This window comes from Paracidobacterium acidisoli (genome assembly GCF_003428625.2).
GTDB classification, from domain to species: Bacteria; Acidobacteriota; Terriglobia; order Terriglobales; family Acidobacteriaceae; genus Paracidobacterium; species Paracidobacterium acidisoli.
Genome location: NZ_QVQT02000002.1, coordinates 270,874 through 297,169, shown reverse-complemented (window position 1 = coordinate 297,169; position 26,296 = coordinate 270,874). Strand labels below are relative to the sequence as shown.

At 64.3% G+C, this 26,296-nt stretch carries 25 protein-coding genes and 1 pseudogene; 14 read left to right on the top strand and 12 right to left on the bottom strand.

The window, feature by feature from the left end:
* Window positions 1–53 precede the first annotated feature (53 nt).
* The 5 genes from D0Y96_RS05005 to D0Y96_RS04985 all read right to left on the bottom strand — a co-directional run bounded on the left by D0Y96_RS05005 (window position 54) and on the right by D0Y96_RS04985 (window position 5,994).
* Window positions 54–1,484, bottom strand: coding sequence for a glycoside hydrolase family 125 protein (locus tag D0Y96_RS05005; RefSeq protein WP_117298259.1), 1,431 nt, complete (start codon window positions 1,482–1,484; stop codon window positions 54–56).
* Between the two features lie 267 nt (window positions 1,485–1,751).
* The gene (locus tag D0Y96_RS05000) at window positions 1,752–2,729 is read right to left on the bottom strand and encodes a hypothetical protein (RefSeq protein WP_147324911.1); all 978 of its coding nucleotides are present in this window, start codon (window positions 2,727–2,729) and stop codon (window positions 1,752–1,754) included.
* Window positions 2,730–2,973: 244 nt separating this feature from the next.
* On the bottom strand, window positions 2,974–3,486 hold the full coding sequence (locus D0Y96_RS04995) for a hypothetical protein (protein ID WP_117298257.1): 513 nt from the start codon (window positions 3,484–3,486) through the stop codon (window positions 2,974–2,976).
* A gap of 106 nt (window positions 3,487–3,592) precedes the next feature.
* Entirely contained in the window at window positions 3,593–5,044 is a 1,452-nt protein-coding gene (locus D0Y96_RS04990) for a sigma-54-dependent transcriptional regulator (protein ID WP_252263497.1), read from the bottom strand.
* Complete coding sequence (locus D0Y96_RS04985) at window positions 5,041–5,994, bottom strand: sensor histidine kinase (protein ID WP_117298255.1); 954 nt, start codon at window positions 5,992–5,994, stop codon at window positions 5,041–5,043. The genes D0Y96_RS04990 and D0Y96_RS04985 overlap by 4 nt, the downstream gene beginning before the upstream one ends.
* A 351-nt stretch (window positions 5,995–6,345) precedes the next feature.
* On the opposite strand from D0Y96_RS04985, the gene rph reads away from it, so the two are divergent.
* The 5 genes from rph (at window position 6,346) to D0Y96_RS04960 (ending at window position 10,485) form a co-directional block, all read left to right on the top strand.
* Entirely contained in the window at window positions 6,346–7,119 is a 774-nt protein-coding gene (gene rph, locus D0Y96_RS04980) for a ribonuclease PH (RefSeq protein WP_117298254.1), read from the top strand.
* 53 nt (window positions 7,120–7,172) lie between these two features.
* Window positions 7,173–8,189 (top strand): tagatose 1,6-diphosphate aldolase, encoded by a 1,017-nt coding sequence (locus D0Y96_RS04975; RefSeq protein ID WP_117298253.1) that lies wholly within the window; start codon window positions 7,173–7,175, stop codon window positions 8,187–8,189.
* 112 nt (window positions 8,190–8,301) lie between these two features.
* A complete protein-coding gene (locus D0Y96_RS04970) occupies window positions 8,302–9,039 on the top strand; it encodes an HAD family hydrolase (protein WP_350448970.1) in 738 nt (245 codons plus the stop codon).
* A gap of 24 nt (window positions 9,040–9,063) precedes the next feature.
* Window positions 9,064–9,930 carry an ABC transporter substrate-binding protein gene (locus D0Y96_RS04965; protein ID WP_117298252.1) on the top strand — a complete coding sequence of 289 codons (867 nt, stop codon included), beginning with the start codon at window positions 9,064–9,066 and terminating at the stop codon, window positions 9,928–9,930.
* 114 nt (window positions 9,931–10,044) lie between these two features.
* On the top strand, window positions 10,045–10,485 hold the full coding sequence (locus D0Y96_RS04960; RefSeq protein WP_117298251.1) for a (deoxy)nucleoside triphosphate pyrophosphohydrolase: 441 nt from the start codon (window positions 10,045–10,047) through the stop codon (window positions 10,483–10,485).
* 194 nt (window positions 10,486–10,679) lie between these two features.
* On the opposite strand, the gene D0Y96_RS04955 is transcribed toward D0Y96_RS04960, so the two are convergent.
* From D0Y96_RS04955 to D0Y96_RS04945, 3 genes and pseudogenes are all read right to left on the bottom strand, one after another.
* Window positions 10,680–11,924 carry an Nramp family divalent metal transporter gene (locus tag D0Y96_RS04955; protein ID WP_117298250.1) on the bottom strand — a complete coding sequence of 415 codons (1,245 nt, stop codon included), beginning with the start codon at window positions 11,922–11,924 and terminating at the stop codon, window positions 10,680–10,682.
* 90 nt (window positions 11,925–12,014) lie between these two features.
* Window positions 12,015–12,365: pseudogene (locus tag D0Y96_RS04950) on the bottom strand (four helix bundle protein); the annotation flags it as partial.
* Window positions 12,366–12,541: 176 nt separating this feature from the next.
* On the bottom strand, window positions 12,542–13,795 hold the full coding sequence (locus D0Y96_RS04945; protein ID WP_117298248.1) for a magnesium transporter MgtE N-terminal domain-containing protein: 1,254 nt from the start codon (window positions 13,793–13,795) through the stop codon (window positions 12,542–12,544).
* A 246-nt stretch (window positions 13,796–14,041) separates the two neighbouring features.
* On the opposite strand from D0Y96_RS04945, the gene D0Y96_RS04940 reads away from it, so the two are divergent.
* From D0Y96_RS04940 to D0Y96_RS04930, 3 genes are all read left to right on the top strand, one after another.
* A complete protein-coding gene (locus D0Y96_RS04940; RefSeq protein ID WP_117298247.1) occupies window positions 14,042–14,482 on the top strand; it encodes an ATP-binding protein in 441 nt (146 codons plus the stop codon).
* A 28-nt stretch (window positions 14,483–14,510) separates the two neighbouring features.
* On the top strand, window positions 14,511–14,861 hold the full coding sequence (locus D0Y96_RS04935) for an STAS domain-containing protein (protein WP_117298246.1): 351 nt from the start codon (window positions 14,511–14,513) through the stop codon (window positions 14,859–14,861).
* A gap of 83 nt (window positions 14,862–14,944) precedes the next feature.
* Window positions 14,945–17,278 (top strand): S9 family peptidase, encoded by a 2,334-nt coding sequence (locus D0Y96_RS04930; protein ID WP_199480185.1) that lies wholly within the window; start codon window positions 14,945–14,947, stop codon window positions 17,276–17,278.
* 30 nt (window positions 17,279–17,308) lie between these two features.
* Here the strand turns inward: D0Y96_RS04930 and D0Y96_RS04925 are convergent, their stop codons facing one another.
* Genes D0Y96_RS04925 through D0Y96_RS04915 form a run of 3 tightly spaced genes read right to left on the bottom strand, consistent with a single transcriptional unit; the run spans window position 17,309 to window position 19,437 of the window.
* The gene (locus D0Y96_RS04925; protein WP_350448968.1) at window positions 17,309–17,890 is read right to left on the bottom strand and encodes a LemA family protein; all 582 of its coding nucleotides are present in this window, start codon (window positions 17,888–17,890) and stop codon (window positions 17,309–17,311) included.
* A 60-nt stretch (window positions 17,891–17,950) separates the two neighbouring features.
* Window positions 17,951–18,760, bottom strand: a complete 810-nt coding sequence (locus D0Y96_RS04920; RefSeq protein ID WP_158562219.1) for a TPM domain-containing protein — start codon at window positions 18,758–18,760, stop codon at window positions 17,951–17,953.
* 41 nt (window positions 18,761–18,801) lie between these two features.
* Window positions 18,802–19,437, bottom strand: a complete 636-nt coding sequence (locus D0Y96_RS04915; RefSeq protein WP_117298244.1) for a DUF4142 domain-containing protein — start codon at window positions 19,435–19,437, stop codon at window positions 18,802–18,804.
* A gap of 133 nt (window positions 19,438–19,570) precedes the next feature.
* On the opposite strand from D0Y96_RS04915, the gene D0Y96_RS04910 reads away from it, so the two are divergent.
* Window positions 19,571–20,263 carry an ABC transporter ATP-binding protein gene (locus tag D0Y96_RS04910; protein WP_350448967.1) on the top strand — a complete coding sequence of 231 codons (693 nt, stop codon included), beginning with the start codon at window positions 19,571–19,573 and terminating at the stop codon, window positions 20,261–20,263.
* Window positions 20,260–21,042, top strand: a complete 783-nt coding sequence (locus D0Y96_RS04905) for an ABC transporter permease (protein WP_117298242.1) — start codon at window positions 20,260–20,262, stop codon at window positions 21,040–21,042. Before D0Y96_RS04910 ends, D0Y96_RS04905 begins: the two co-directional genes overlap by 4 nt.
* An 18-nt stretch (window positions 21,043–21,060) precedes the next feature.
* On the opposite strand, the gene D0Y96_RS04900 is transcribed toward D0Y96_RS04905, so the two are convergent.
* A complete protein-coding gene (locus D0Y96_RS04900) occupies window positions 21,061–21,459 on the bottom strand; it encodes a vitamin K epoxide reductase family protein (RefSeq protein WP_158562217.1) in 399 nt (132 codons plus the stop codon).
* Window positions 21,460–21,557: 98 nt separating this feature from the next.
* Here D0Y96_RS04900 and D0Y96_RS04895 point away from each other — a divergent pair, with 98 nt between their 5' ends.
* The 4 genes from D0Y96_RS04895 (at window position 21,558) to D0Y96_RS04880 (ending at window position 26,296) form a co-directional block, all read left to right on the top strand.
* Window positions 21,558–22,226, top strand: a complete 669-nt coding sequence (locus D0Y96_RS04895) for a DsbA family protein (RefSeq protein ID WP_117298240.1) — start codon at window positions 21,558–21,560, stop codon at window positions 22,224–22,226.
* 13 nt (window positions 22,227–22,239) lie between these two features.
* Complete coding sequence (locus D0Y96_RS04890; RefSeq protein ID WP_117298239.1) at window positions 22,240–24,336, top strand: S9 family peptidase; 2,097 nt, start codon at window positions 22,240–22,242, stop codon at window positions 24,334–24,336.
* A 39-nt stretch (window positions 24,337–24,375) separates the two neighbouring features.
* The gene (locus tag D0Y96_RS04885; protein WP_117298238.1) at window positions 24,376–25,458 is read left to right on the top strand and encodes a 3-deoxy-7-phosphoheptulonate synthase; all 1,083 of its coding nucleotides are present in this window, start codon (window positions 24,376–24,378) and stop codon (window positions 25,456–25,458) included.
* A gap of 115 nt (window positions 25,459–25,573) precedes the next feature.
* Window positions 25,574–26,296 (top strand): prolipoprotein diacylglyceryl transferase, encoded by a 723-nt coding sequence (locus D0Y96_RS04880; RefSeq protein ID WP_117298237.1) that lies wholly within the window; start codon window positions 25,574–25,576, stop codon window positions 26,294–26,296.

The window sequence follows — 26,296 nt, the reverse complement described above, 5'->3', positions numbered from 1 at the left end:
AGAAGGCCGGGCCTGGCTACAGCAGCTCCAGCCAGGCATGCAGCAGATCGAGACTATGCCTGCAGCAGCCTGGACCGCTTCGCCGCCAGGGTCGCGATCAGCTCGCCGAAGAGCGTGTTCGCCCACGCGAACCACGCGCGGGTAAAGCGCTTCGGATCGTCTTTGAAGTAGCTCTCGTGCATGAACCCGCTGCCTGCCGAAGAAGCCTTCAGCATCGCGAGCGCATGGCGAATCTCCGCATCGTCCGCGCTGGTGAGCGCATACACCATCTGCGACATCGGCCAGATCATGTCTTTGCCCTCATGCGGACCGCCGATGCCCTCGCCCGCCGTTCCGCGAAAGAACCACGGGTTGCGCTCGCTCCACACAAAACGGCGCGTGCGCGCATAGAGCGCAGCATCGGGCGAGCTCTCCAGATACGGGAGACCGAGCAGGCTGGGAACATTGGCGTCATCCATCAGCACGCGGCTGCCGTAGCCGTCCACCTCATAGGCCCAGATCGTCCCTTCCGGCGTCTCGGCGGTGGCATACTGCCGCAGCGCGGACTCAACCTCCGCCGCCAGAGCGTGCGCCTCATTCGCCAGCACATCGTCGGCGAGCACCGCATGCGCCATCTCCGCAAGCTGGCGGAGCGAGGTCACCGCAAAGAGATTCGACGGCACCAGGAACGGAAAGAGGCACGCGTCATCCGACGGCCGGAAGCCCGAAGCGATCAGCCCCACCGGCCTGACCGGATTCCCATAGCCCGACGCCGGCAGCGTCTCCGTCGCGATCTCGGAGCTGCGCTGAAAGTGATACGGCCCATCGCCCTGCTTCCTCTGCTGCACCCGCATCGTGCTCACCACAAGCCGCATCGCCTGCTGCCACGCGGCGTCGAAGGGGCGCGTATCGCCGGTCCGCTTCCAGTAGCCGTGCGCCAGCCGGATCGGATAGCAGAGCGAATCGAGCTCCCACTTGCGCTCACCCACGCCCTGCTTCATCCCGGTCTTGTCGCTCCTGCTCCATTCGAGTGGAGGCGCATGCAGGTCGGCCATAAACGCATTCGCATACGGGTCGATGAGGATGCACCGCGTCTGCCGGCGGATCACCCCTTCGAGCAGCTCGCGCAGCGCCGCGTCGTTGCCTGCCAGCGGCAGATAGGGCCACACCTGCGCCGAAGAATCACGCAGCCACATCGCCGGAATATCTCCGGTAATCACCACCGTGTCCGGTTTGCCCTCGAAGCTGCCGGGCTCGACCGTGGTGTCGAGCGTATTCGGGAAGCAGTTGCCGAAGAGCCATGCCAGCTCCGGATCGCCGACGCGCTGCTGCGTCTCCGCGATAAAGGCATCGACGGCTTGGCTGCGGAACTTCCGGTCGGCCGGCTTCGGGCGGCGTGAGGCGAAGCGCGTGCCTTCGCTCTGTTCCGCAGCCAGGCCTCGATCCTCATTCCGATCTTCGATCGGAGAAGAAATCGGCGCGAACGGCTGCGAAAATGCCGTCATCGGCAGCGCAGCGGCGGCGGCGGCGAGCCTTCCGGCTGCAGCAAGAACAACTCTTCTCGTCGGTTTTCTGTCCAGCGTCTTATCCAGCGTCGGGGCCCTCTGCTTTCCGAGGCCATTTTAGAGCAGTTCTCCTGATACGACAGAGTGGCAGGAACCATGCAGGGTGGCCGTTCTTTGGCGGAACGGCCACTCCAAAGCCTTCCTTCCCTCTACACCTTCAGGAGAACGGCTCTATCGTTCCGCAAAGGGCCTGACGCTGCGTCTCGTCTAGAAGCTGTAGGCAAAGCCGACCGACATGACGGGGTAAAAGCGCGCATCGTTGGCGTCGCTCTGATACTTCTGCTGCTGCGCCTTCAGGTTCGCCTGTACGCCCGGATCATCTGCCACGTTCTCGCAGCCCCGGCCCTGTGCGTCACACGCTGTGCCGTGCAGGTTCAGCACCAGATTCGCATCGCCGACATAGGCAAAGCCGATCTCGAAGGGCACGCTGAAGTGCCGTCCGCTGCGCGGAATATGGTTGCCGAATCCGACGGTCAGCTTCGGCGCGGCGCGGTTGAACTTCAGGCTTGCGCCGCCCGTCACCGGGTCCGTCGCGCTGCTCAGATAATCCACGTCGTTCAGCGTAAAGACCGTGCCCGCCGGAGCCTGAAAGCTGGCGGCGGCATCGTTTCCGTTATAGAGCAGAACGCCGGGGCTGATGTGAAAGCCTTTGGCCCAGGGATACCAGTCGACGCTCGCATCCGCCGAGCGCAGGTGCAGCGTGGCCTGATAGGTAAAGCCGCTGGTCGTGAAGTTGTCGCTGAAGCTGAAGAAGTTTGCGCCGGCGCGCAGGTTGAAGTGCTGCGCGAGCGGCGTCGCGCCCTCAAAGCCGATTCCGAGCGTCCCCATTCTCACTCCGAGAGCGAAGCCTGAAAAGGGAGCGATGTGCTGCGACGGCAGCACTGTTGCCGCACGCATGGCCGTCAAAGGACGATCGGGCGAGGCGGTGCGGACCAGGGTCTCCGGCTCCGGCAGCAGAGAAGACGAGTATGCCGTCTCGTAGGCTGGCTCCGGCCGAGCCACCGGAAGGGACGCCGATGAGGTCGAAGTCGAAACCGGTGTAAAGGCTGCTCCACCGGCAGGCAAAGTGATGAGCGGCCGAATGGTCTGCGCACGGGCAGCGGGCCGGACCGGTTGAGCAGCAAGGGTGAGGGCGAAAAGACAGACTCCAGGGAACAGCAGGTACCGCATAGTGTGGGGGAGCATTGGGTTCTCCTGTACGGGAACTGCAACAATTTGTTGATCTGAATTACAGTACCTTTCTAACGCTTATCGGCTCTCCTGCAAATACGATGACGCGGATTCTTCCGGCCCGTGACGCCGGCCGGATGGCTCAGGTGTAGTCTGCGCTTCGGAAGCAGGCAGTCAGCACCTTACTCGTCAGATTAGGATGCCTTGCACGTCTCCGGCCGCAGCATCCTGTTTTGCACGGAAGTACCCTGTTTTGCCGTCATGCACGGCCCGTTCCGTCCGGCGCCTCCAGCCGCTGCCGCAGCGCTCCGGCCAGCTCCGCCATCTGCTTCAGCTTCGCCTCGAGGCCGGGAGGAATGTCCTTCTCCGCCAGCGCCAGCTGTGACTGCAGCAGAAAGCCGGTGACCGCATCCTTCAGCTCGCTGTCCACCGCGGCCACCGCGGCCTGCGTGGCGAGCAGCTGTTCCTGCTCGCGCCGCGCCAGCGCCGCCCGCACCTCGCGCACCAGCCGCGCCGCGCCGGAGATGGCAAAGTTCACCTCCAGCGGCACCGCCAGCCCGGCATGCTTCCACAGCAGCTCGGCGCCGTCCGGGTCCGACTCCGTCACCGCGCGGTCGACGATCACGACCGCATACTCCCGCCGCCCCAGCAGGGTCAGCGCCGCCTTCCGTCCGGCGGCCACGTCGATCATCAGATGCAGCTGGCGGGCCAGCTCGGCCGCGCACTCCTCGACCCCCTCGATGGTAGTCACCAGCAGCGCCGTGTTTCCCATAACCCCTCCGTCTCTTCCCTCTCCGCACTCTGCCGCCGCGCCGTCTCTCCGGAAGCTGTCTCCGGATTTCCGGGTTCCGTCGTCCGCCTCCGGGATCGGCGCTTCGTTATGCCGGACCCAGCCCGTATTCCTTCAGCTTGCGGTAGAGGGTCGTCTTGCCGATGCCGAGCAGCCGCGCCGCCAGCAGCTTGTCGCCTCTCACCTGATTCAGCGTCGTCAGAATCGCCTGCCGCTCCATCTCCGCCAGCGGCATCACCGCCAGCTCCTGTACCGGAGCATCCGCGCGGGGCCGCAGGGTCTGTAACCGGTGCAGATACGAATCGCGGATCGAGGTCGTCATCTCGCCGATCTCGATCACCTCGTCCGATGCGGTATTGCAGGCGCGGTCGATGGCATTCGCCAGCTCGCGCACATTCCCCGGCCAGTGGTACTCGCTGATGAAGCTCAGCGTGTCGGCGCTCAGGCGGAAGTCGCGCCGGTACTCGCGGCTGTTGCGCTCCAGAAAGTACGCGGCCAGCAGTGGAATATCCTCTTTCCGGTCGCGCAGCGCGGGAAGCTGCAGCTTGACGACGTTCAGCCGGTAGTACAGATCGCGCCGGAAGCGGCCCTGCTCCACCATGCCCGCCAGGTCGCGGTGGGTCGCCGTCAGAATGCGCGCGCGGATGGGAATCCTCTGGCTGCCGCCTACCGGCCGCACCTCTTTTTCCTGCAGCGCCCGCAGCAGCTTCGCCTGCAGGTCGAGCGGCAGCTCGCCGATCTCGTCCAGAAAGACCGTCCCGCCCTCGGCCGAGACCAGCAGCCCGTCCTTCGTCCTCTCGGCCCCGGTGAATGCGCCCTTCACGTGGCCGAAGAGCTCGCTCTCGATCAGCGACGGCACCAGCGATCCGCAGTCGACCGGCACAAAGGGGCGCCCCGCGCCCGGCCCGTGCGCATGAATGGCATGCGCCACCAGCTCTTTGCCCGTTCCGCTCTCGCCCAGGATCAGCACCGGGTGCGTGCTCTGCGCCACCTTGGAGAGAATCCGGTAGAGCTTCTCCATCTCCGGGCTCTGTCCGATGATGTTTCCCATGCCCTGCTGCGTGCGCAGCTTCTCGCGCAGAGTGCGGCTGGCCCGGTCCATATGGCGGTGCTTCGCCAGCCGCTCCAGAATCGCCGTCACTTCCTCCACGGCAAAGGGCTTGATCAGGTAATCGCTCGCCCCTGAGCGAATCGCCTCTACCGCCGCGCTTACCGTCGATGCCGCTGTCATCAGCACCACCGCCATCACCGGCTGCAGCGCCTTCATCTCGTCCAGCACCTCGAAGCCGGCGCTCATCGCCGCCTTCTGGTCGATCAGCACGATATCGGCGCCGCGTCCCGTCAGCAGCGCCCGCGCCGCCGTCAGGCTGTCGCTGCCGTGCGGCACGCAGCCGCAGGCGGCCGCAATCTCGCAGCAGGCGTTCCGGATCGCCGGGTCGCGATCGATCACAAGCACGTGCAGCCTGCCGGCCGCCGCAGAGGGTGTCGGTTGCACTGGATTCAGCATGGTGGAAGATGTTGTTTCCCATCCTCGCATCATTGGAGGCTTCCTTCCGGCAGAAGCCGTGTCGCAGAATGGGAAGCCACCGTTACGTTCGTAAGGGGCAGCTCCAGCTCGAAGCGCGTTCCGCGCTCCGCGGAGGAGACGACCCGCACGCTGCCGCCCGCGGCCTCCGCCAGGCTGCGCACAATGCTCAGCCCAAAGCCGCGATGCGGCGGCTTCGGCCAGCAGGTGTCGAGCTGCCGCGTCGTAAAGCCGGTCTCGAAGATGTGCTCGAGAATGCCGGGAGCGATCCCCGGTCCGTTGTCCTGAATGCAGAGCAGCGCCGTCTGCGGCGCGGGCAGGGAGCCGGCCGCGGCGTCGAGAAAGTTCCCTCCCCCGGCCTGCTGCACCGTGATCCTCACCCGTCCGCCGCGCGGCATGGCATCAGCCGCATTGCGCACCAGGTTCACCAGAATCCGCGTCAGGCTCTCCGAAGAGATCCTTGTCTGTCCCGGGCAGGGCAGGCTCTTCACTTCGAGCGCGATCGCCGGACCGGCCACCGCCGCCAGCAGCGGAACCATCTGCTCCACGGCCTCCGGCAGATTCCGCACCCACGGCTCAGGAATCCCCGCAATATCTCTCGCTTCATGCAGCCGCGCCGGCCGGGGCAGCGAAAGGCTGCGTTCCTGCGCCTCCTCGCTGGCCAGCGACGAAATCTGCTGCAGAAGCTGCCGCCCCGCCGTGCAGATGGCGCGGACCTCGTCGGCATAGTGCCGGTACTTCGGCGTCAGCACATCCTGCTCCGCCACCAGCTCGCTGTAGAGCTGCAGCGCGCCCATCACATTGCGCGCGTCGTGGGCCAGCGCGGCCAGCGGAGACAGCTCCGACCGCGAAATGCCCCGCAGCTTCGGGGACTGCGGTCTTTGCGCCGCCGAAGCCGCGGCCGGCGCGGCTCCCGCGGCCCTGTTCCTGACTCTGCTCTTTCCGTACTGCACCAGATTCTGCATGCGGCTTCCTCTCCCTGACCCGTAGCAATCAGGAGCGGGAAACCGCCATCGCCCTGGATAGTCCCGGCGGTTCCCGTTCCGGGGTCGGAACTTGCGACCCGCCCTCTTTGGTGCAAGCCACGTTCCAAACCGGCACAGTCCTGGATCTGCATAAAAAGAAAGCACTTATACGAGTCGGAGCAAATCCGGGCCAAGCTGTGCCCGCCTTTTTCGCGTTCCAAAACGGAACCGGCACCGACCACTATGTCTGCAAGGCCAGCTATTTCAGCCGCTTACCGCGGCAGTTCCCTTTTGAAACGCAAAACGCCCGTTCCCGAAACGGAATCGTCCCGTCCCCGTACAATGGTCCGGATGACTGAAAGTCCAGCATTTTTCCGCAGCGGGGGCCGCGGCGTTGCCGAGCTGCGTCCCGTCCGCCTCACTCCCGACTACGTCCAGGTCTCCGAGGGCTCCATCCTCATCGAGACCGGCAACACCCGCGTTCTGTGCAATGCCACCGTCGAGCAGGGCGTGCCCTCCTGGCTGCGCAACAGCGGACGCGGCTGGGTCACCGCCGAATACGGCATGCTGCCCCGCGCCACGCTCACCCGCACGCCCCGCGAGTCGGAGCGCGGCAAAATCGGCGGACGCACCCACGAGATCCAGCGCCTCATCGGCCGCTCGCTGCGCGCCGTCGTCGACATGCACGCCCTCGGCGAGCGCACCGTGATCCTCGACTGCGATGTGCTCCAGGCCGACGGAGGAACCCGCACCGCCGCCATCACCGGGGCCTGCGCCGCGCTGGCCATCGCCTTCAGCCGCATGGTCGCGACCGGAGCGCTGAAGAGCTCGCCGCTGCGCCAGATGGTGGCCGCCACCAGCGTCGGCATCGTCGAAGGCGTCACGCTGCTCGACCTCGCCTATGAAGAGGATTCGCAGGCCGAGGTCGACATGAATCTCGTGATGACCGAGGACGGCGGCATCGTCGAAACCCAGGCCACCGCCGAGCGCCGCGCCTTTCCCCGCGCGCGCCTGCTCGAGATGATGGATTATGCGGAGCGCGGCATTCACGAATTGTTTACGCACCAGCGGGCCGCCCTCGCGCAGGCAGCCGCAGGAGCGGTTAAAATCGGTGGTGGAGACTGACTCCCTCACGAAAAGAAAGAAAAAGTAAGGAAGAAAGAGGCAGGAGGAACACAATGTCCAAAGAAACACTTACGCCTGGCAAACTGGCCGGCCTGAAATCGGTATCCGATGAGCGTGGCGTGATCGCCGCAGCAGCCATGGATCAGCGCGGCTCGCTGAAGAAGTCGCTTGCAAAAGAAAAGGGTGTGGCGGATCTCCCCGATGCTGCCCTCATCGAGTTCAAGGAGCTGGTCACCGAGGTGCTCACGAAGCATGCTTCGGCCATCCTTCTCGATCCTGAGTTTGGTCTGCCCGCGGCAAAGCGCCGCAACGGCAAGGGCCTGCTGCTGGCCTATGAGAAGACCGGTTACGACGCCGCCCTGCCGGGCCGTCTGCCCGATCTGCTCGACGTGTGGAGCGTTCGCCGCCTGAAGGAAGCCGGCGCCGACTGCATCAAGATCCTGCTCTACTACACCCCCTTCGAGAAGTCGCACATCAACGACCACAAGCACGCCTGGGTGGAGCGCATCGGCGACGAGTGCATCGCGCACGACATCCCGTTCTTCCTCGAGACCGTCGGCTACGACGTGCATGGCGAGGACGAAAAGGGTCTGGGCTACGCGAAGCGCAAGCCGGAGATCGTCACCGGCTCGATGGAAGAGTTCGGCAAGGCCCGCTACGGCGTGGACGTGCTGAAGGTCGAAGTTCCCATTCAGATGGAGTTCGTCGCCGGCACCAAAGCCTTCAAAGGCGAGCAGGCCTACACCCGCACTCAGGCGCTGGAGCACTTCCGCATCGCCGCTTCCTCGACGCACAAGCCGTTCATCTATCTGTCGGCGGGCGTGTCGAACCCGGTCTTCATCGAGACCCTCGAGCTGGCCGTCGAGTCCGGCACCACCTTCAACGGCGTGCTCTGCGGCCGCGCCACCTGGAAGGACGGCATCGCCATCTACGCGAAGCAGGGCGCGAAGGCCTTCGAGGAGTGGCTCAACACCACCGGTGTCGAGAACATCAACAACGTCAACAATGCGCTGAAGTCGGCGAAGTCCTGGCACGACAAGGTCAACGTACCGGCCGAGGCTCTGGCCTGATCTTTCAGGCTTTTCGTTCGATTCACCCGAAAGCGCCGTGTTGTTTCGCGGCGCTTTTGCCTTATCTCATGCTGAACCGCACGGCCACACCCGGCCGGACAGGAGCTCCGCTGTGACCGATCTTTCCACCGTGCACGTCGCGCGTTACAGCCGCGCCGAGTTTACGGAGACCGTTCTTTCCGCCCGGCCCCGCACCGCGATCTTCGACTGCGACGGAACGCTGTGGAGCGGCGACGCCGGCATGGGGTTCATGACTTGGTCGATGGACGTGGGGCTGCTCTCGCGCAATTCCAGCGACTGGATCGACTCCCGCCACCGCCTCTACCGGCAGGGCGAGGTCTCCGAGCTCGAGATCTGCGGCGAGATGGTGCAGGTCTACGCCGGCCTTCGCGAAGAGGAGCTGCGCCGCGCCGCCGCCGAGTTCTTCCGCACCCACATCGAGTCTCATATCTTCCCCGAGATGCAGGACCTGGTCGCCAGGCTGAAGGCGGAGGGCGCCGACGTCTGGGCCGTCAGCTCCACCAATAACTGGGTGATCGAAGAGGGCATGCGCCGCTTCTCCATCCACGCCGACCATATCCTCTCGGCGCGCGTCAAAGTCTCCGGCGGCCTCGTCACCAGCGAGCTGATCGACGTGCCCACCGACGAGTACAAGGCCGAGGCGCTGAAGCGCAGCGGCATCCCCGCGCCCGACGCCGTCTTCGGCAACTCCATCCACGACGCCGCGATGCTGGAGCTTGCCGGTCAGCCCTTCCCCGTCAATCCCACGCCCGGATTGCTTGATATCTCCGCCCGGCTCGGCTGGACCGTCTATTACCCGCAGGCCGTTCTCACCGATCACATCAAGTAGCGCATTTGTAAAAAGAAAACCATCGTGAAGATCATCTCTCTGCAGCCCAGCATCACCCTCACGCTGGAACGGCTGGGCCGCCTCGATCTCCTGGCAGCCTGCACCCGCTATTGCCTCGACGCCGTACCCGCGCTGCGCGGCCGCGGACTGCCCGTCGTGCACGACTCCTGGTCCACCCGTGTCGAGGAGCTGCTGCCCATCCGGCCCGATCTCGTTCTCGCCTCCGTTCCCTATCGGCAGGAATCGCTCACTGCAATCCTCAAAGCCGGCTGCCCGGTCCTGCTGCTCGCTCCGCATACCCTCGCCGACATCTTCCAGGACATTCGCCTGCTCGCCTCCGTGGTGCACGCCGCCGAAGCCGGAGAAACGCTGATCGCCGAGATGCAGGCCGCGCTGGCGGAAGCTCGCGCTCAGGCCGCCTCCGTCACGCAGCCTCCGGTGGTCTGCTGCGAGGAGTGGGGCAAGCCGCTCATCCACTCCCAGACCTGGGTGAAGGAGCTGGTCGAAGCCGCCGGAGGCGTCTTCCTTGGCGAGCCCGGCTCGACCACCACCGCCGAAGCCATCGCCGACGCCGATCCCGATGTTGTACTGATGTCCTGGTGCGGCGCCGGAGACCGTGTGCCGCTCGAACGCGTCGTCGTCCAGCGCGGATGGCAGCAGCTTCGCGCCGTCACCAGCGGCCAGGTCTACTGCGTGACCGACGAGCTGCTGAACACCCCCGCACACACGCTGCTCGGCGGCCTCCGCGCCATCGCCCAAGCGCTTCGTCCCCGCACCGCGGAGCCTGATCATGGTTCAGCGCAGCCTGATCATGGTTCAGCGGAATCCGCTCCCGGCCTGCGCCGCATCGATCTCGCCTCTCTCCCCGCGCTGCCGCCGGAATCCGACTGACCGCCACAGGGCTTAGTTACTGGAGCCCGGCACACGGCCGCCTCGGCGCCATGTATCCCTCTGTTCGGCCGATTGCACCGCTTTTGCAGCGTCTGCGTCTAAACTAGTGGTTGCATGGAGAGCATCGGCACAGAGAACGGTTCGACCGGAGAGGCTAAGTCCATCCGCTTTGTGGTGGCTGCGCTCATCCTGCGCGGCGGCCAGGTTCTGGCCTGCCAGCGCCGCCCCGATCAGGCCATGGCCCTGAAATGGGAGTTTCCCGGCGGCAAGATCGAGCCCGGCGAAGGCCCTGAAGAGGCCCTCGTCCGCGAGCTGAATGAGGAGCTGGGCATTCACGCCACCATCGGCACCCTCGTCGCCCGCACCCGCCACACCTACCGCAACGGCGGAGCCGTCGATCTGCAATTCTTCGCCGTGCACCAGTTTGAAGACGAGATCGTCAACCGCATCTTTCAGGAAATCCGCTGGGTCGACCTTCGCGATCTGCCCACCTACGACTTCCTCGCCGCCGACCGCGACCTGGTACGGGATCTGGCCGCAGGCAAGCTGCTGTGAAACAGGACGCAGGGCTCAGCGCGCAGGGCGCAGAAAAGCCAGCACCCCGGTCATGGCCAAATACATCCAGACGCATCCCGCGCCCGGGTATCCAGCGCAGACATTCCTGGATCGCCGGTAACGATTGAAAGTGGACTGTGTAATTTCAGAAGGCGGCCCGGTTTTTCTGTGCCCTGCGACCTGTACTCTGTTCCCTATCCTCTGAACTGCTGCACCATCAGCATCACCGACAGGCCGATCACGATCACCGCCGTGGCCCAGGCGATCGCATTGAACCAGCGTGAGTTCACGTGCTCGCCCATCAGGTCCTTGCGGTTGATCAGCAGCAGCATGTAAATGATGACTACCGGCAGCAGAATCCCGTTGAGCGCCTGCGACTCGATCGCCCACTTCACCAGCGGGAAGTTCGGAATCAGCACCACCGCCGCGCCGCCCGCGATCAGCAGCGTATAGAGCCAGTAAAAGAACGGAGCCTCGTTCCAGCGCTTGTCGACGCCTGACTCCAGCCCCAGGCCCTCGCAGACCACGTAAGCGGTCGACAGCGGCAGCACCGAGGCGGAAAAGAAGCCCGCATTGAAGAGGCCGAAGGCGAAGAGCAGAAACGACCACGAGCCCGCCAGCGGCTTCATCGCCTCCGCGGCATCGGCCGGGTCCTGAATCGCTCCCATTCCATGCGCCCACAGCGTCGCCGCGCAGGCCACGATGATGAACCACGCCACCACATCGGTGAAGATCGATCCCACGATCACATCGAGCCGCGAGGCAGCGTAGGTCTTTGCCGTAACGCCCTTCTCCACGATCGACGACTGCAGATAGAACTGCATCCACGGCGCAATCGTCGTCCCGATCACGCTCACCACCATCAGGATGTATCCGCTCTCGCGCCATACCGTGTGCGAGGGCAGCCGCACCGTCGCCACCCACGCCGTATGCCAGCTCGGCCCGGAGAGCACTCCGGCGATGATGTAGGCGAAGTAGAAGACCGACGCCGCCAGAAAGACCTTTTCGACGCTCTTGTAGTCGCCGCGCACGGCCAGCAGCCACACCAGGACCGCGCAGACCGGCACCGCAATGTATTTGCTGACGTGAAACAGCTCCAGGCTGCCCGCAATGCCGGAGAACTCGCCGATCACATTGCCGAAGTTCACCAGCACCAGCAGGAACATCACGATCGTCGTCGCCCGCAACCCGAATTCTTCGCGGATCAGGTCGCTCAGACCCTTGCCCGTCACCGCGCCCATGCGCGCGCACATCTCCTGAATCACGATCAGCGCCAGCGTGATCGGAATCATCGTCCACAGCAGCGTGTAGCCGTACTGCGCTCCCGACTGCGAATAGGTCAGGATGCCGTTGGGATCGTTGTCCACATTGGCGGTGATGAACCCCGGCCCCAGCACAGCGAGGAACAGCACGATCCGGGTTCTCCAGCGTTTCAGCATCAGGAATGAGCCATCAGGGGTTAGGGATTAGCGATCAGGGATTAAGATCAGCGATCAGAAAAACGCTCCACAGGTGACAGTCAGCACTTATTAAGAGAAATGATTGGACGTTGGGGAGGAGCGAGTCGTTTCGAGCTTTTTCATCATCACTACCAGCATCTTACCGACTTCCGGGGAAAGCTCTTCGGCTCTCATCATTTTTTCCCTGCCGCCATAGCCGAGCTCCCGAGCGATCACAAGCTGCGTTTGTATTTCGAAGTTCGATCCGCGCGCCATCCCGAGGAAATGCCGATACTCGCCGGTCGTATTCCGTCCCCAGCCCTCAGCAATATTGCTCGCGGTGGAAATACCGGCATGCCGCAGCTGACTGACCAGGCTGTAAAGTTCTTCGCGCTGAAACTCGGCAGTGAGTTGATAAATCGCAACGGTCATCTGAATGACACGCTGCCAGACTTAAGGTCGCGGCAGGAGGGCTTGCAGGCTGTCTCAGACATCCCTCAAAAATAAATTCCTGCTTATTCCTCAAAGCCCTTCCAGCAAATCCTGTCCATTACCGAAGGCATGCTGAATCATCCCCGACCCCTGACAGCTAATGGCTGATGGCTAATCCCTGATCCCTAATGGCTGCCCCGCAGAAACGCGATCACATGATCGGCCTCAATCGCTCCGACCAGCTTTCCGGCTCCGTTCACCACCGGCAGCGCGCGCAGGTTGTATTTGTCGAAGAGCTCCGCGACCTCGTTCTGGTGCGCATCACCCTGCACGGAGATGAAGTGCGGCTCCGTCAGCACGCTCAGCCGCGTCTCCGGCCGCGCCAGCACCAGCCGCGCCAGCGGAACCACACCCTTCAGCGTGTCGTTCTCCTCGATCAGATAAATCTCCGTGACCGTCTCCGGATCGCCGTCAAACTCGCGCAGCGCCTGAATGGCATCGCCGACCGTGGCCGTATGCGCGACCGCGATGTACTCGGTCGTCATGCGCCCGGCGGCCGAGTCCTCGCGGAATTCGAGCAGCTCCTCGACCTCCTGCCGCTCCTCCGGGTCCATCTCCTCGAGAATGGCCTCCGACCGCTCATCGGGCAGCTCGGCCAGCAGGTCGGCCGCCGCCGACGGGTCCATCTCCTCGACGATTCCCGCCGCCGTCTCCGAATCCAGCGCCTCCACCAGCGACTTCTGCAGCCGCGGGTCCACCTCTTCCAGAGCCTCCGCGGCCACTTCCTCGTCGAGGGTCGTCAGCACCGCCTCGCGCTCGGCCGGAGCAAGATTTTCCAGAATGTCCGCGATATCGGAGGGGTGCAGCTGCGCCAGCCGCTCGTGCTCGATGCGCAGCTTCACCCGCCGCGCCGGATCGACCTCGATCATGTCGACAAACTGCCAGGGAATCACCCGCGCCGGAATCTTCCGCACCAGCGCCTCGATCGTCCGCTTCGGCATCGTCCCCGCCAGCAGCCGGCGCAGCGCGCCGCGCAGCCCCGTCTCCACCTCGGAGACGCGCAGATCCTCGACATTGCCCGTCGTGAACCACTGCAGGTCCACATCGTTCACCCGGACCACCTTACGCCCGTGCACATCGATGATCTGCCGGTCCAGCAGGTCCTGCCGCAGCAGGATGAAGTTCTCGTCGCCCTTCAGCTCGCGCAGCGTGGCCTCGGGACGCAGCTCGAGAGCCCCGCTCGGCGTCCAGCGCAGCTCCTTTGCCGGAACCACCTCGAGCCCGTTGCGCGTCTTCAGCACCAGCCCGGCCACGCGCCCCGCATCGGCGCCCGTGCCCACGGCAATATCCTTCAGACGCCCGCGCAGCCGCCCCTCCACGTCCGTGATGGGCGTGCCCTGCAGAGTCGTCAGCGCTTTGATGGCCAGCTTATCCCGCATTTTTCAAGGGTCCCGGCCCGAGTGTAACAGGCATGCATATTCCGGTGAGTTCTGTGATCCGCAAACAATCCCTCACGCTTCGCTTGACATCTAAGGTCTCAGCAAGCAAACTGCGACGTACGAGGAAAAGTGGTTCCGGGGTCGCCGCAGCAGGCGGCAGCACGGGTTACGCCGCTGAGGTCCGAGATGCGGAAATTGCCCGAAAACGCTCCAGGAACGCGATGCAGCAACGATGAGGAAGAGCATTTGACCGGACAACAGGCAAGCCGCATCACCTACACGCTGGAGTCGTCGCTCGACAGCGTGAATAAAGTGGAGGCAACCGCCGAGCAACTGGCGAAAAAAGCCGGCATCGAAGAGGACGAAATCTTCCGCATCACCATGGCCGTCCGCGAAGCGGCCGTCAACGCCGTGCTCCACGGCAACGCCTACGATCCGTCCAAACGCATCACCGCCGTATTTGAAAATACCGGCAAAGATCTCGTGATTCGCATCACCGACCAGGGCAAAGGACTGGACCCGGAAACGCTTCCCGATCCGCTGGCGCCGGAGAATCTGCTGCGTGGCTCAGGCCGTGGTATCTTCCTCATTCGATCGTTCATGGATGAGGTACACTTCAGGCAATTACATCCCGGGACTGAGCTGACGCTGATCAAGCATCTGGGAGCCGCCCCAACAGGAAATTAGTTGCAGTCAGTTAAGGAGGATTTTCTACGTGAGCATGAAAGTGACGACCCGTCAGGTGGACGGCGTAACCATTCTTGATCTGAGCGGACGCATTACTCTCGGCGAGGGCAGCGTGATGCTGCGCGACTCCGTCCGCGATCTGCTGTCCAGGGGACAGAAGCAGATTCTGCTCAACCTGGCAGACGTCAATTACATCGACAGCTCGGGCATCGGTGAGCTGGTCAGCGCGTACACCACCGTACGCAATCAGGGCGGCGAGCTGAAGCTCCTGAACCTGACCAAGAAGGTGCACGACCTGCTGCAGATCACCAAGCTCTACACCGTCTTCGACATCAAGGACGACGAGGCCAGCGCCATCGCGTCCTACGCGCGTGCCTGAAGCGGCAGCCGGTCTCCACTCCTCTGTTTCAAAAAGGCTGCCGCCACCGGCAGCCTTTTCATTTTCTGTGCCGGAAGGCTTTCATGCTGCCTGAACTCGTCGCTCCCACCCTGCTGCTGGCCTTTGGAATCGCGCCTCTCGCCCTCGCGCAGCAGCCCGCGCCGCCCGCTCTCACCAGCGCCGACTACGCCCACGCCGAGCGGTTCATGCCTTACAACACCGCGAATCTGGTCTACGGCGCGGTCGAGCACCTGACCTGGCTGCCGGCGCAGGGTTCTGAGCCGGAGCGCTTCTGGTACAGCACCATGACGCCGGAGGGCGCGCGCATCATGCTCGTCGATCCGTCCGCAAAGAGCGCGAAGCCGGCCTTCGATCACACCCGCATCGCCGCCGCTCTCTCGAAGGCCACCGGCCAGTCCTTCACTGCCGGCGCGCTGCCCCTCAAAGGCTTCGACCTCGCCCCCGGCGCGAAGACCGCAACCTTTCAGGTGGACGACCACTCCTGGAAGTGCGATCTGGCCTCCAATACCTGCGCCTCCGACAAACAGGCGGAGACCTGGAGGAAAAACGCCTCCGTCTCGCCCGACGGAAAGCGCGCCGTCTTTATCCGCAACTGGAACCTCTGGGTCCGCAACCTCTCCACCGGCCAGGAGACGCAGCTCACCACCGATGGCGTGAAGGACTTCGGCTATGCGACCGACAACGCCGGCTGGAGCTCGAGTGACAACCCCGTCGTCGTCTGGTCGCCCGATTCGAAGAAGGTCGCCACCTATCAGCAGGACCAGCGCGGCGACGGCGAAATGTATCTCGTCGATACCCGCATCGGCCATCCTCATCTGCGCGCCTGGAAGTATCCGCTGCCCGGCGATGCCGTCGTCACCACCATTCAGCGCGTCGTCATCGATGTGGATGTGCCCCGCGTCGTGCGCTTCAGAATGCCGCCCGATCAGCACCGCTCCACCCTCTGCGACGATCTCGCCTGCCACGGCGGCGACTGGCAGGACGTGCAGTGGAGTCCCGACTCCGCGCACCTCGCCTTCATCTCCACCTCGCGCGATCACAAACAGGAGTGGCTCCGCATCGCCGACGCCGCAACCGGGGAGATCCGCGACGTGATGCAGGAGACGGTGAAGACCTTCTACGAATCCGGCAATGGCAAAGCCAACTGGAAGTATCTTCCGCAGTCGAACGAGGTCATCTGGTTCTCCGAGCGCGACAACTGGGGCCAGCTTTACCTCTACGCCCTGACCACCGGCCGGCTTAAAAATCAGATCACCCGCGGTGAAGGCAACGTCGCGCAGATGATCTCCGTCGATCCCCAAAGCCGCACAATCTGGTTCATCGGCAACGGACGCGAGCCGGGACGCGACCCCTACTATCGTGCGCTCTACAGCATTCGCTTCGACGGCAGCGGCCAGAAGCTGCTCTCGCCCGAAGACGCCGACCACGACATCAGCGCCTCGCCCTCTGGCCGCTGGTTTGCCGATTCGTACTCCACGCCTGACCGTCCCGGCATCTCCGTCGTTCGCGACACCGAGGGGCATGTGGCCGATACCTTTTCGAAGACCGGCATCACAAAACTGCTCGCCGCCGGATGGGTCCCGCCGGTTCCCTTTACCGTGAAGGCGCGCGACGGCGTCACCGATCTCTACGGTCTGATGTTCAAACCCTCGCACTTCGATCCGTCGAGGAAATATCCCATCGTCAATCACATCTATCCCGGCCCGCAGACCGGCAGCGTCGGCACGCGCTCCTTCCGCGCTTCACGCGGCGACTGCCAGGCGCTGGCCGAGCTTGGCTTCATCGTCATCGAGCTCGACGGCATGGGCACGCCCTGGCGCTCGAAGAAATTCCACGAGACCTGGTACGGCAACATGGGCGACAACACACTGCCCGATCAGATCACCGGCATGAAGCAGCTCGCGCAGCGCTATCCGTGGATCGACCTCAGCCGCGCCGGCATCTACGGCCACTCCGGCGGAGGCAACGCCACCGCCGACGCCATGTTCCAGTATCCGGACTTCTTCAAAGCCGGCATCGCCGAATCCGGCAACCACGACAACCGCGAGTATGAGGACGACTGGGGCGAGAAGTGGATCGGCCTGCTCGATACGCACCCTGACGGCACGACGAACTACGACAACCAGGCCAATGAGAACATCGCAAAAAATCTCAAAGGCCATCTGCTGCTCGCGCACGGCACCATGGACAACAACGTGCCACCTTACAGCACGCTGCTGGTGGTAGACGCGCTCATCCGCGCCAACAAAGACTTCGACCTGCTTCTGCTGCCGAATCAGAAGCACGGCTATGGCCCCGACACGGCTTACATGACACGCCGCCGCTGGGATTACTTTGTCCGCTATCTGATGGGCGCCGAGCCGCCCTTCGAATACGAAATGCATCCCGAGCCCTGATATCCAGGCCCGGCGCAAACTGACGCAGCCTCAGAACTTGACCTGAGGCGCCTGGCGCGATCCCTCACTCGCCTGGAAGTACGCGTTGTCCGGCTGAAAGCCCGCTACGCCCGCCCAGATGCTGTTGGGAAACTGCCGGATGAAGGTGTTGTAGTCGCGCAGCGTCTCGTTGTAGCGCCGCCGCTCCACGGCGATGCGGTTTTCGCTGCCTTCGAGCTGATCCTGCAGCGCCAGAAAATTCTGGTCCGCCTTCAGGTTCGGATAATTCTCCGAGATCGCCAGCAGCCGTCCCAGCGCGCCGTCGAGCTGCCCGTTCGCCTGAATCTTCGACTGAGGATCGTGCGCGCCCAGCAGAGCCTCCCGCGCCTTGTCCACATCGCCGAAGACCGTCTCCTCATGCTGCGCGTAGCCCTTCACCGTGGCCACCAGGTTGGGAATCAGGTCCGCGCGCCGCTGCAGCACCACATCCACCTGCGACCACTCCTCGTGGACCGCTTCCTGCTTTGCCACCATCTGGTTTTTGGCCGTAACGTAGCTGCCGAAGACCAGCAGCCCCGCCAGAACCACCACCACTACCACCGCGATTGCAACCCACAGCCCGCGACGCATCATAGAATCGAAATTTCCTTTCCGCTTACCCGCATCCGTTCACCGCACCTTCTGACCCGCAGTCTACCAGTCGCCCCCGGCGCCGCCACCGCCGGTGCTGCCGCCGCCCCATCCGCCGAAGCCGCTTCCGCCATCACTGCCTCCATCGCCGCCACCACCCCAGCCTCCTCCGCCGCCGCGGCCGCCCCATCCACCGCCGAAGAACATGCCCAGCAGAAAGCCCAGCAGTCCCGAGCCGCCCGCCCACAGCAGAAAGATCACGATCAGGATGAGGAAGATGATTCCGCCGATAATCTGCCCCGGCGTGGCGTGCTGCGGCTGCGTCGCCGCGCCCTGCCGGGTCAGCGGGGTCAGCTTCACGCCCGCGTCGTCGGCGATAATCTGCGCGATCTCATCGGTGGCCAGCGTCAGCGCGCCGTCAAAGTCGTTGTTGCGCAGCATCGGCACCATCTGCCGGCCAATCTGTCCTACCTTCGCGTCGGGCAGAATCCCTTCGAGCCCGTACCCCGTTTCGATGAAACGCCTGCGGTCGTTCACCGCAATCAGCAGGATCACGCCGCGGTCCTGTTTATTGCCGACCTTCCAGGCGTCCTCCAGCTCCACCGCGTACTGCTGGATCGGCTCGCCGTTCGTGGTGTTGATCGTCACCACCGCAATCTGCGCGTGCGCCTGATGATCCACCTCGCCGCACAAATGGTCGAGCTGCAGCTTCGCCCCCGGCGACATCACATGCGCAAAATCGTTGACGTAATCCGTGGACCGGGGCAGGTCTTTTACCGCCTGGCAGACGCCCGGCATCGATCCGCACAGCAGTGCCGCTGCGCACCCCAGCAGCACCGCAGCCGCAAACGTGCATCGCTTCCGTCGAAACATGGCCGGAGACATTGCTTCTATTGTATGCACGCTGTCAAAGCTCAGCGGCTCTGAGCCTCAGCCGGCGGAGCGTCGACCGGGACGTGGTGTGCCTGCGCGATCTGATAGATCATGCGCAGATGCTGCGAGAGAAGGTCGCCGCCGTGCTTCGCCGCCTCTTTCACCGCCGCATCGTGCCCCTGCGCCGCCTCCACGCGAAAGGCCTGCAGGTCCTCGCGGTGATCCTGCACCATGACGCGGATATACGCATCATCGAACCGGCTGCCCGAGAGCCCCTTCAGCCTGTCCTCCTGCCGGCTGCCCTCGGAGGAGATCTCGTCCGTCGGCTGGATGCCGAGCCGCTGCCCCGCCGGCTGGATCTGCGCATTCAGCGCTTCATGATCGTCGATCATCTTCTGCGCAAACTCCTTCACATCGCCGCTGGCCGCCTTCTGCCCGGCAAGCTGTCCCAGATGGATCTCCGTATTGCCGCTTTCGAGCGCATGACGGATGAAAGCCCTGTCCGCATCCGTCGGAGCGCTCTTCGACGCATCCTGCGCTCCGCCGCGCCGCGGCGAAATGATGGCGCCCGCGCACGAAGCAAACACCGTCACCGCAGCCAGCGCCACAAGGACCGGCACGGCTGCTGTTCGCTTTCCGGATAGCTTCTCTGTTTCGTTCCCTGCCTCAGCCTTCATACGGTAGCCCCGCTTTCTGCGATATATTTTGCGCCGTGTAGACTGACTCTGCCTGCCGGCTATGAATCCATCATCTCCCTTGCTTGAATGCGCAAACCTTACCCGCGAGTTGTACGCGCCTGCCGAGGGAAAGGTGACCGCCGGTTCTGCGGGCCCTGCAAAGACCCTCCTGCACGATGTGAGCTTTTCTCTCAGCCGCGGCGAGGTGCTGGCCGTCGTCGGCCCCAGCGGAGCCGGTAAAAGCACCCTGCTGCGTCTGCTCAACCGCCTCGACGAGCCCACCTCCGGCGCCGTCCGGCTCGACGGCGAAGACTACCGGCAGATCAGCCCGCTCGATCTGCGCCGCCGCGTCGGCATGGTCATGCAGCGCGCGTATCTCTTTCCCGGGACCGTCGCCGAAAACATCGCCTACGGCCCCGCGCAGCACGGCAAAAACCTTCCGCCGGAGACGCTCGCCTCCATGCTGGCCCGCGTCGGCCTCGAAGAGTACGGATCGCGCAACGCCCTCACCCTCTCCGGCGGCGAAGCCCAGCGCGTCGCCATTCTCCGCGCCCTCGCCAACGATCCCGAGCTGCTTCTGCTCGACGAGCCGACCTCAGCCCTCGATGAAGCCGCGCGCTCCGGCGTCGAGCGCCTGCTCGAATCGCTGATCCGCGAGCGCCATCTCGCCTGCGTCTGGGTCACGCACAGCACCGATCAGGCGCGCGCCATGGCCGACCGCGTCCTCGTCCTTGCGGCGGGACGCATCCGCGCCATCGGCACGCCCGCCGACGTGCTCGCTCCATCCCTGCCCGGCTCATCATCCGAACCCGGAGGTGCCGCATGATCGAACACTTCTTTCACACCGAAATCGCACGCGGTCTGGTCGAGTGCGCCATCACCGCTCTGCTCGGCCTCGTGGTCATGCTGCTCGCCCGCCGCCGCGCGCCCGATCTCTTCCGCGATCTGCCCGTCGCCGAGCTGCGCGGCGTGCTCCAGATCGTCGCCGTCGGAGCCATCCTGGCCTTCCTGCTCCACGGTCCGCGCTGGACCAGCATCTTCGTGCTTGCCGGAATGGTCTTCGCCGCCGCCGGCATCGTGCGCAAACGCGCCAGGCTCATCCCCCGCGCCTTCCGCCTCGCGCTTACCGCTATCGCAGCGGGAGCCGGAGGCGTTCTCTGTCTCATGGCGCTGCTTGGCGTCATCCCGCTCGGCATCACCATCCTCATTCCGGTGGGCAGCATGGTCATCGCCAACACCATGAACACGCAGTCGCTCTTCCTCGACCGGCTGCGCGGCGAGGTCCTCGCCCACACCGGCGAGATCGAGTCGGCGCTCGCCCTCGGAGCCACCGCCGAAGCCGCGCTCTCGCCCAGCCTCAGCGCCGCTTACCGCGCCTGCCTCATCCCCTCGATCGACAACATCCGCTCGCTCGGCATCGTCTGGATTCCCGGCATCATGGCCGGCATGGTGCTCTCCGGAGCCTCGCCGCTCTATGCCGCGCTCTATCAGTTCGTCGTCATCACGACCATCTTCTCGGCCTCGGCATTGACCTGCCTCATCGCCAGCCGCATGGTCACGCGCCGCCTCTTCTCGGCGCACGAGCAGCTCCTGCTGCGCCCGTAACCGGTCGGAAAGTCGCCGCTACGCCGTCTTCGGTCTGCGCCCGAGGAACAGCCAGACGATCGAGAGCAGCGTAATCACCGCGATAATGCACTGCGAGGTCACGCAGTACAGGCACCAGGTTTCGAGCACGTGCGCTTCGATGTTGGTCAGGTAGAGCGCAAAGCCCAGGCCCGCCAGCGCCGCAATCAGCGTCAGCGCCTTCTGCCGCAGCAGCGCCAGCACCGCCAGCACCACGTACCCGATCATGCCGATCACCGCTACCGGAATCCCGTGGAAGAGCGAGTAGCGGCTGTGGTTGACCGTGCCGCAGTCCCAGTGCGAGTTGATGTCGCAGAACTCGACCGCATGGCTGTAGTGCAGGTGCAGAGTATACGAAGCGACCGCCAGACCGGCCAGAGCGAGAATCACAAGCAGCACGCGCATCCGTCTATCGAACCCCCGAGTTCAGAGTAGCAGCGGCCCGGGCCGAAATCCCGATTTCCGCAGGACCGTCGCAAAGCGATACATTAGAAGGCATGGTGAGTAGACGCCGTTTTGCACTTTTCGTTTTGGCTGCCCTCTTTGTTGTGTACTGCGGTCTTCGACCGGCGCAGGCCCAGCAGGTACCGGCGCAGGTGCACGATACCTCCGCGCTCAAAGTACCGCCCGGATACCACATCGCCCTCGTCGAGTTCGCCGACCTCGAGTGCCCGATGTGCGCGCACGAAAACCCCATTCTGAAGCAGGCCGCCGAGCAGTACCACGCCGCCTGGGTGCGCCACGACTTCCCGCTCCCCATGCACAACTGGAGCTTCCAGGCCGCCGTCTACGCCCGCTGGTTCGACACGAAGGCGAAGAAGACCGGCGATGAGTACCGCGACGCCGTCTTCGCCAACCAGGTCAACATCGAAACGAAGGCCGACCTGCAGAGCGCCACAGCGAAATTTGCAAAGGATCGCGGCATCGATCTGCCCTTCGTCATCGATCCCCAGGGCAGGCTCGAAGCCGATGTGCGCGCCGACGTCGCGCTCGGCGACCGCATGGGCGTGCATGAGACGCCGACCGTGTGGATCGTGATCGACAAGGCCGGCTCCGGCGCTCCCAACTACGAACAGGTGCTCGACTTCAACAAGCTCTACTCCATGCTTGACGAAGCCCAGGCGCAGACGCAGTCCCCACACACCGTCGCACGCGCGAAGAAGTGAATCTAAGCCAGGAATGAGCACGGAAACCGTCCTTCAGCCCCCGGTCGCGGCCATTCGCCACACCGAAACCCGCCTTCACGGCCACACCCTCGTCGATGACTACGCTTGGCTCCGCGAGCGCGAGAACCCGGAGGTCATCGAGTACCTCGAAGCCGAGAACGCGTACTGCTCCGCATCGCTCGCCGCCACCGAGCCGCTGCAGAAGCGCCTCTACGACGAGATGCTGAGCCATATTAAGGAGACCGACGTCTCGGTCCCCTTCCGCAGCGGCGGCTTCTGGTACTACTCCCGCACCGAGCAGGGGCTGCAGTACTCCATCCAGTGCCGCAAAGTCGCCGGAAGCATCTCCGCCTCCGCGCCCGATTCTCTCGCGCCGGAGGAGATCATCCTCGACATCAACGAGCTCGCCAAGGGCGAATCGTTCATGGCCGTCGGCTCCATGACCGTCTCCGACGATGGCCATCTGCTCGCGTATTCCATCGACAACAAAGGCTTCCGCCAGTACACGCTGCAGGTCAAAGACCTGCGCACCGGAGAGCTGCTGCCCGAGCGCGTCGAGCGCGTCGGCTCCGTCGTGTGGGCCGCCGACAGCCGCACGCTCTTCTACACCATCGAGGACGAGGAGCAGAAACGCCAGTACCAGCTCTTCCGCCATCAGCTCGGCACGCCGCACGACTCCGACGTGCTCGTCTACGAAGAGACCGACGAGCGCTTCAACATCGGCGCAGGCCGCACGCGCGACCGCCAGTACCTCATTCTCGGAAGCGCCAGCCACACCACCTCCGAAGAGCGCTTCCTCCGCGCCGACCAGCCCACTGCCGCGTGGAGCCTCATTGCGCCGCGCCAGGACAGCATCGAGTACTACGCCGATCACCGCGGCGGCCTCTTCTACATCCGCGTCAACGACACAGGGCGCAACTTCCGCCTCATCACCGCGCCCGTCGCCTCGCCCGGCAAACAGCAGTGGACCGAGCTGATCCCTCACCGCGCCGACGTCATGCTCGAAGACTTCGATCTCTTCGCAGACTTCGCCGTCGTCTGCGAGCGCTCTGCCGGCCTCGAGCATCTTCGCGTCACGCCCTTCGCCGGTTCCGGAGCCGCGCTCGCTCCCGGCCGCGAGATCGCCTTCCCCGAGCCCGTCTACGCCGCGCATCCGCACATCAACCGCGAGTTCGAGACCGCCACGTACCGCTACGGCTATCAGTCGCTGGTCACGCCCGGCTCGGTCTACGAGTACGACATCGCCACCGGCGCATCCACCCTGCTCAAACAGCAGGAGGTCCCCGGCGGCTTCGACCGCACGCTCTACGCCTCCGAGCGCATCTTTGCCACCGCGCCCGACGGCGTCGAGGTCCCGGTCTCGCTCGTCTATCGAAAAGACCGCTTCCGCGCCGGCGCCAATCCGCTCTGGGTCTACGGCTACGGCTCCTACGGCTACTCGCTCCCCATCGGCTTCAACAGCAACCGGCTCAGCCTGCTCGATCGCGGCTTTGTCCTCGCCTATGCCCACATCCGCGGCGGAGGCGACCTCGGCAAGCCCTGGCACGACGCCGGCCGCCTCATGCACAAGCAGAACACCTTCACCGACTTCATCGCCGTCGTCGAGCACCTCACCGCCCGCGGCTATGGAGATCCCGCACGCGTCTCGGCCGAAGGCGGCAGCGCCGGCGGCCTGCTGATGGGCGCCATCGCCAATCTGCGCCCCGATCTCTTCCGCGCCATCGTCTCGCATGTGCCCTTCGTCGACGTGATGAACACCATGCTCGACGCCTCGCTGCCCCTCACCGTTCCCGAATACGAGGAGTGGGGCAACCCGAATGAAAAAGAGGCCTTCGAGTACATGCTCAGTTACTCCCCCTATGACAACCTCGCGGCAAAGCCCTACCCCGCCATGCTGGTCAAAACGTCGCTCTACGACAGCCAGGTCATGTACTGGGAACCGGCCAAATATGCCGCGAAGCTGCGCAGACTGGGCACCGGCGCGCATCGTCTGCTGCTGCAGACCAATATGAGCGCGGGCCACGGCGGAGCCTCCGGCCGCTACGACTATCTGAAGGAGATCGCGCTCGATTACGCCTTTCTCCTTGAGGAACTGAAGGCCGGCGAGTAACCGGACTCGCCCTGTCTCGCTTACACTGTGAAAGACCTCATGTTCTACCCGACCGACGACTTACGCATCAAGTGGACCAAAGTAGTTCTTCCACCGGCCTTCCTCGAAGAAGAGCTGCCCATCACCGACACCGCATCGGCCACCGTCTTTGAGACGCGCAGACAGATCTGCGACGTCCTCAACGGCGACGACCACCGCCTGATTGTCGTGGCCGGGCCCTGCTCCATCCACGATCCCAAAGCCGCGCGCGAATATGCCGCGCTGCTCAAAGACGCCATGTCCGAGTTCTCGAAGGAGCTGCTGCTGGTCATGCGCGTCTACTTCGAGAAGCCCCGCACCACCCTCGGCTGGAAGGGCCTCATCAACGATCCCTGGCTCGACGAATCCTTCCGCATCAACGACGGCCTGCGCCTCGCCCGCCATCTGCTGATCGATCTCGCCGGGATGGGCGTGCCCGCCGGCTCCGAGCTGCTCGACATCATCACGCCGCAGTACATCGCCGCCCTCCTCAGCTGGGGAGCCATCGGCGCCCGCACCACCGAGAGCCAGAACCACCGCGAGCTGGTCTCCGGTCTGTCCTGCCCGGTCGGCTTCAAGAACGGCACCTCCGGCAACACGCAGATCGCCGTCGAGGCCATCCTCTCGGCCAGCCATCCGCACACCTTCCTCGGACACTCGAAGTACGGCCAGTCGGCCATCTTCGTTACCAGTGGCAACGAGGACTGCCACATCATTCTGCGCGGCGGCCGCGAGACCACCAACTACGATGCCGCGTCGGTGCAGAAGACCTGCGAGCAGATGGCGAAGACCGGCGTACCGCAGCGCGTCATGATCGACTGCAGCCACGCCAACTCGAACAAGGACCACACTCGCCAGGGCGCCGTCTGCCGCAACGTGGCCGGGCAGATCGCCGGAGGCGACCGCCGCATCATCGGCGTCATGCTCGAGAGCAATCTGGTCGCCGGAGCGCAGAAGTTCGTCCCCGGCAAAACCCAGGTCGGCGCTCTGGTCTACGGCCAGAGCATCACCGACGCCTGCATCGACTGGAAAGAGACGCGCAGCCTGCTCGCCGAGCTCGCCGCCGCCGTCCGCGAAGGCCGTCCGGCCGCCGTCACCGTGTAACCCTGCGGGTTCGCTCCCCCGAACCCGCGGAACCCTCCCGCGCGAAACGCATTTCCTCCGAAAGTCCGTCTTTCCAGACTGCAGAATGCAGGCCCGGCCCGTACACTGATACGGCTTGCACTCTCTCTTTCATCCTGAGCTTCATCCGCTCTTTGAAGTGCTCGGATACGTGGGCGGCTATGCCTTCTACCGGCGCAGCCGCAGCCGGCAGCAGGACTTCCTGACCACCGAACAGCGATGGATTCTGCTTGCCGCCGCTGCAGTTGGAGCGCTCGCCGGCAGCCGGGTGCTGGGACTGCTGGAGCAGGCTCCGCGAACAGGGTTGAGCTGGCACAGTCTCTTCCTGCCGGGCGGCAAAACCATCGTGGGCGGTCTGCTCGGCGGCTGGCTCGCGGTGGAAATGATAAAGTCCGCGTCCGGAATCGGCGAGCGCACCGGAGACCTCTTTGCGGTTCCGCTCTGTATCGGGATTGCCATCGGGCGCATCGGCTGCTTCTTCGCGGGGCTGGCCGACGACACCTACGGAAAAGCGACTTCGCTGCCCTGGGGCGTCGATTTCGGCGACGGCGTGCGACGGCACCCGGCGCAGTTGTACGAAGTCCTGTTTCTGACGGCTCTGGCAGGTATCCTGTGGCGTTATGGCAGGCGGCCACATACAAATGGACGCATCTTCCGGCTGTTTCTGGCCGGCTATCTGGCATGGAGGCTGGGGATCGACTTTCTGAAGCCGCAGCCTCTGATCGGTGGAATGAATGTGATTCAGTGGGCCTGCGTGGCGGGATTGGCGGCGCTGGGAATCATGGAAGGAAACGACCGGCGGCAAATCGAAGCCGTCTGA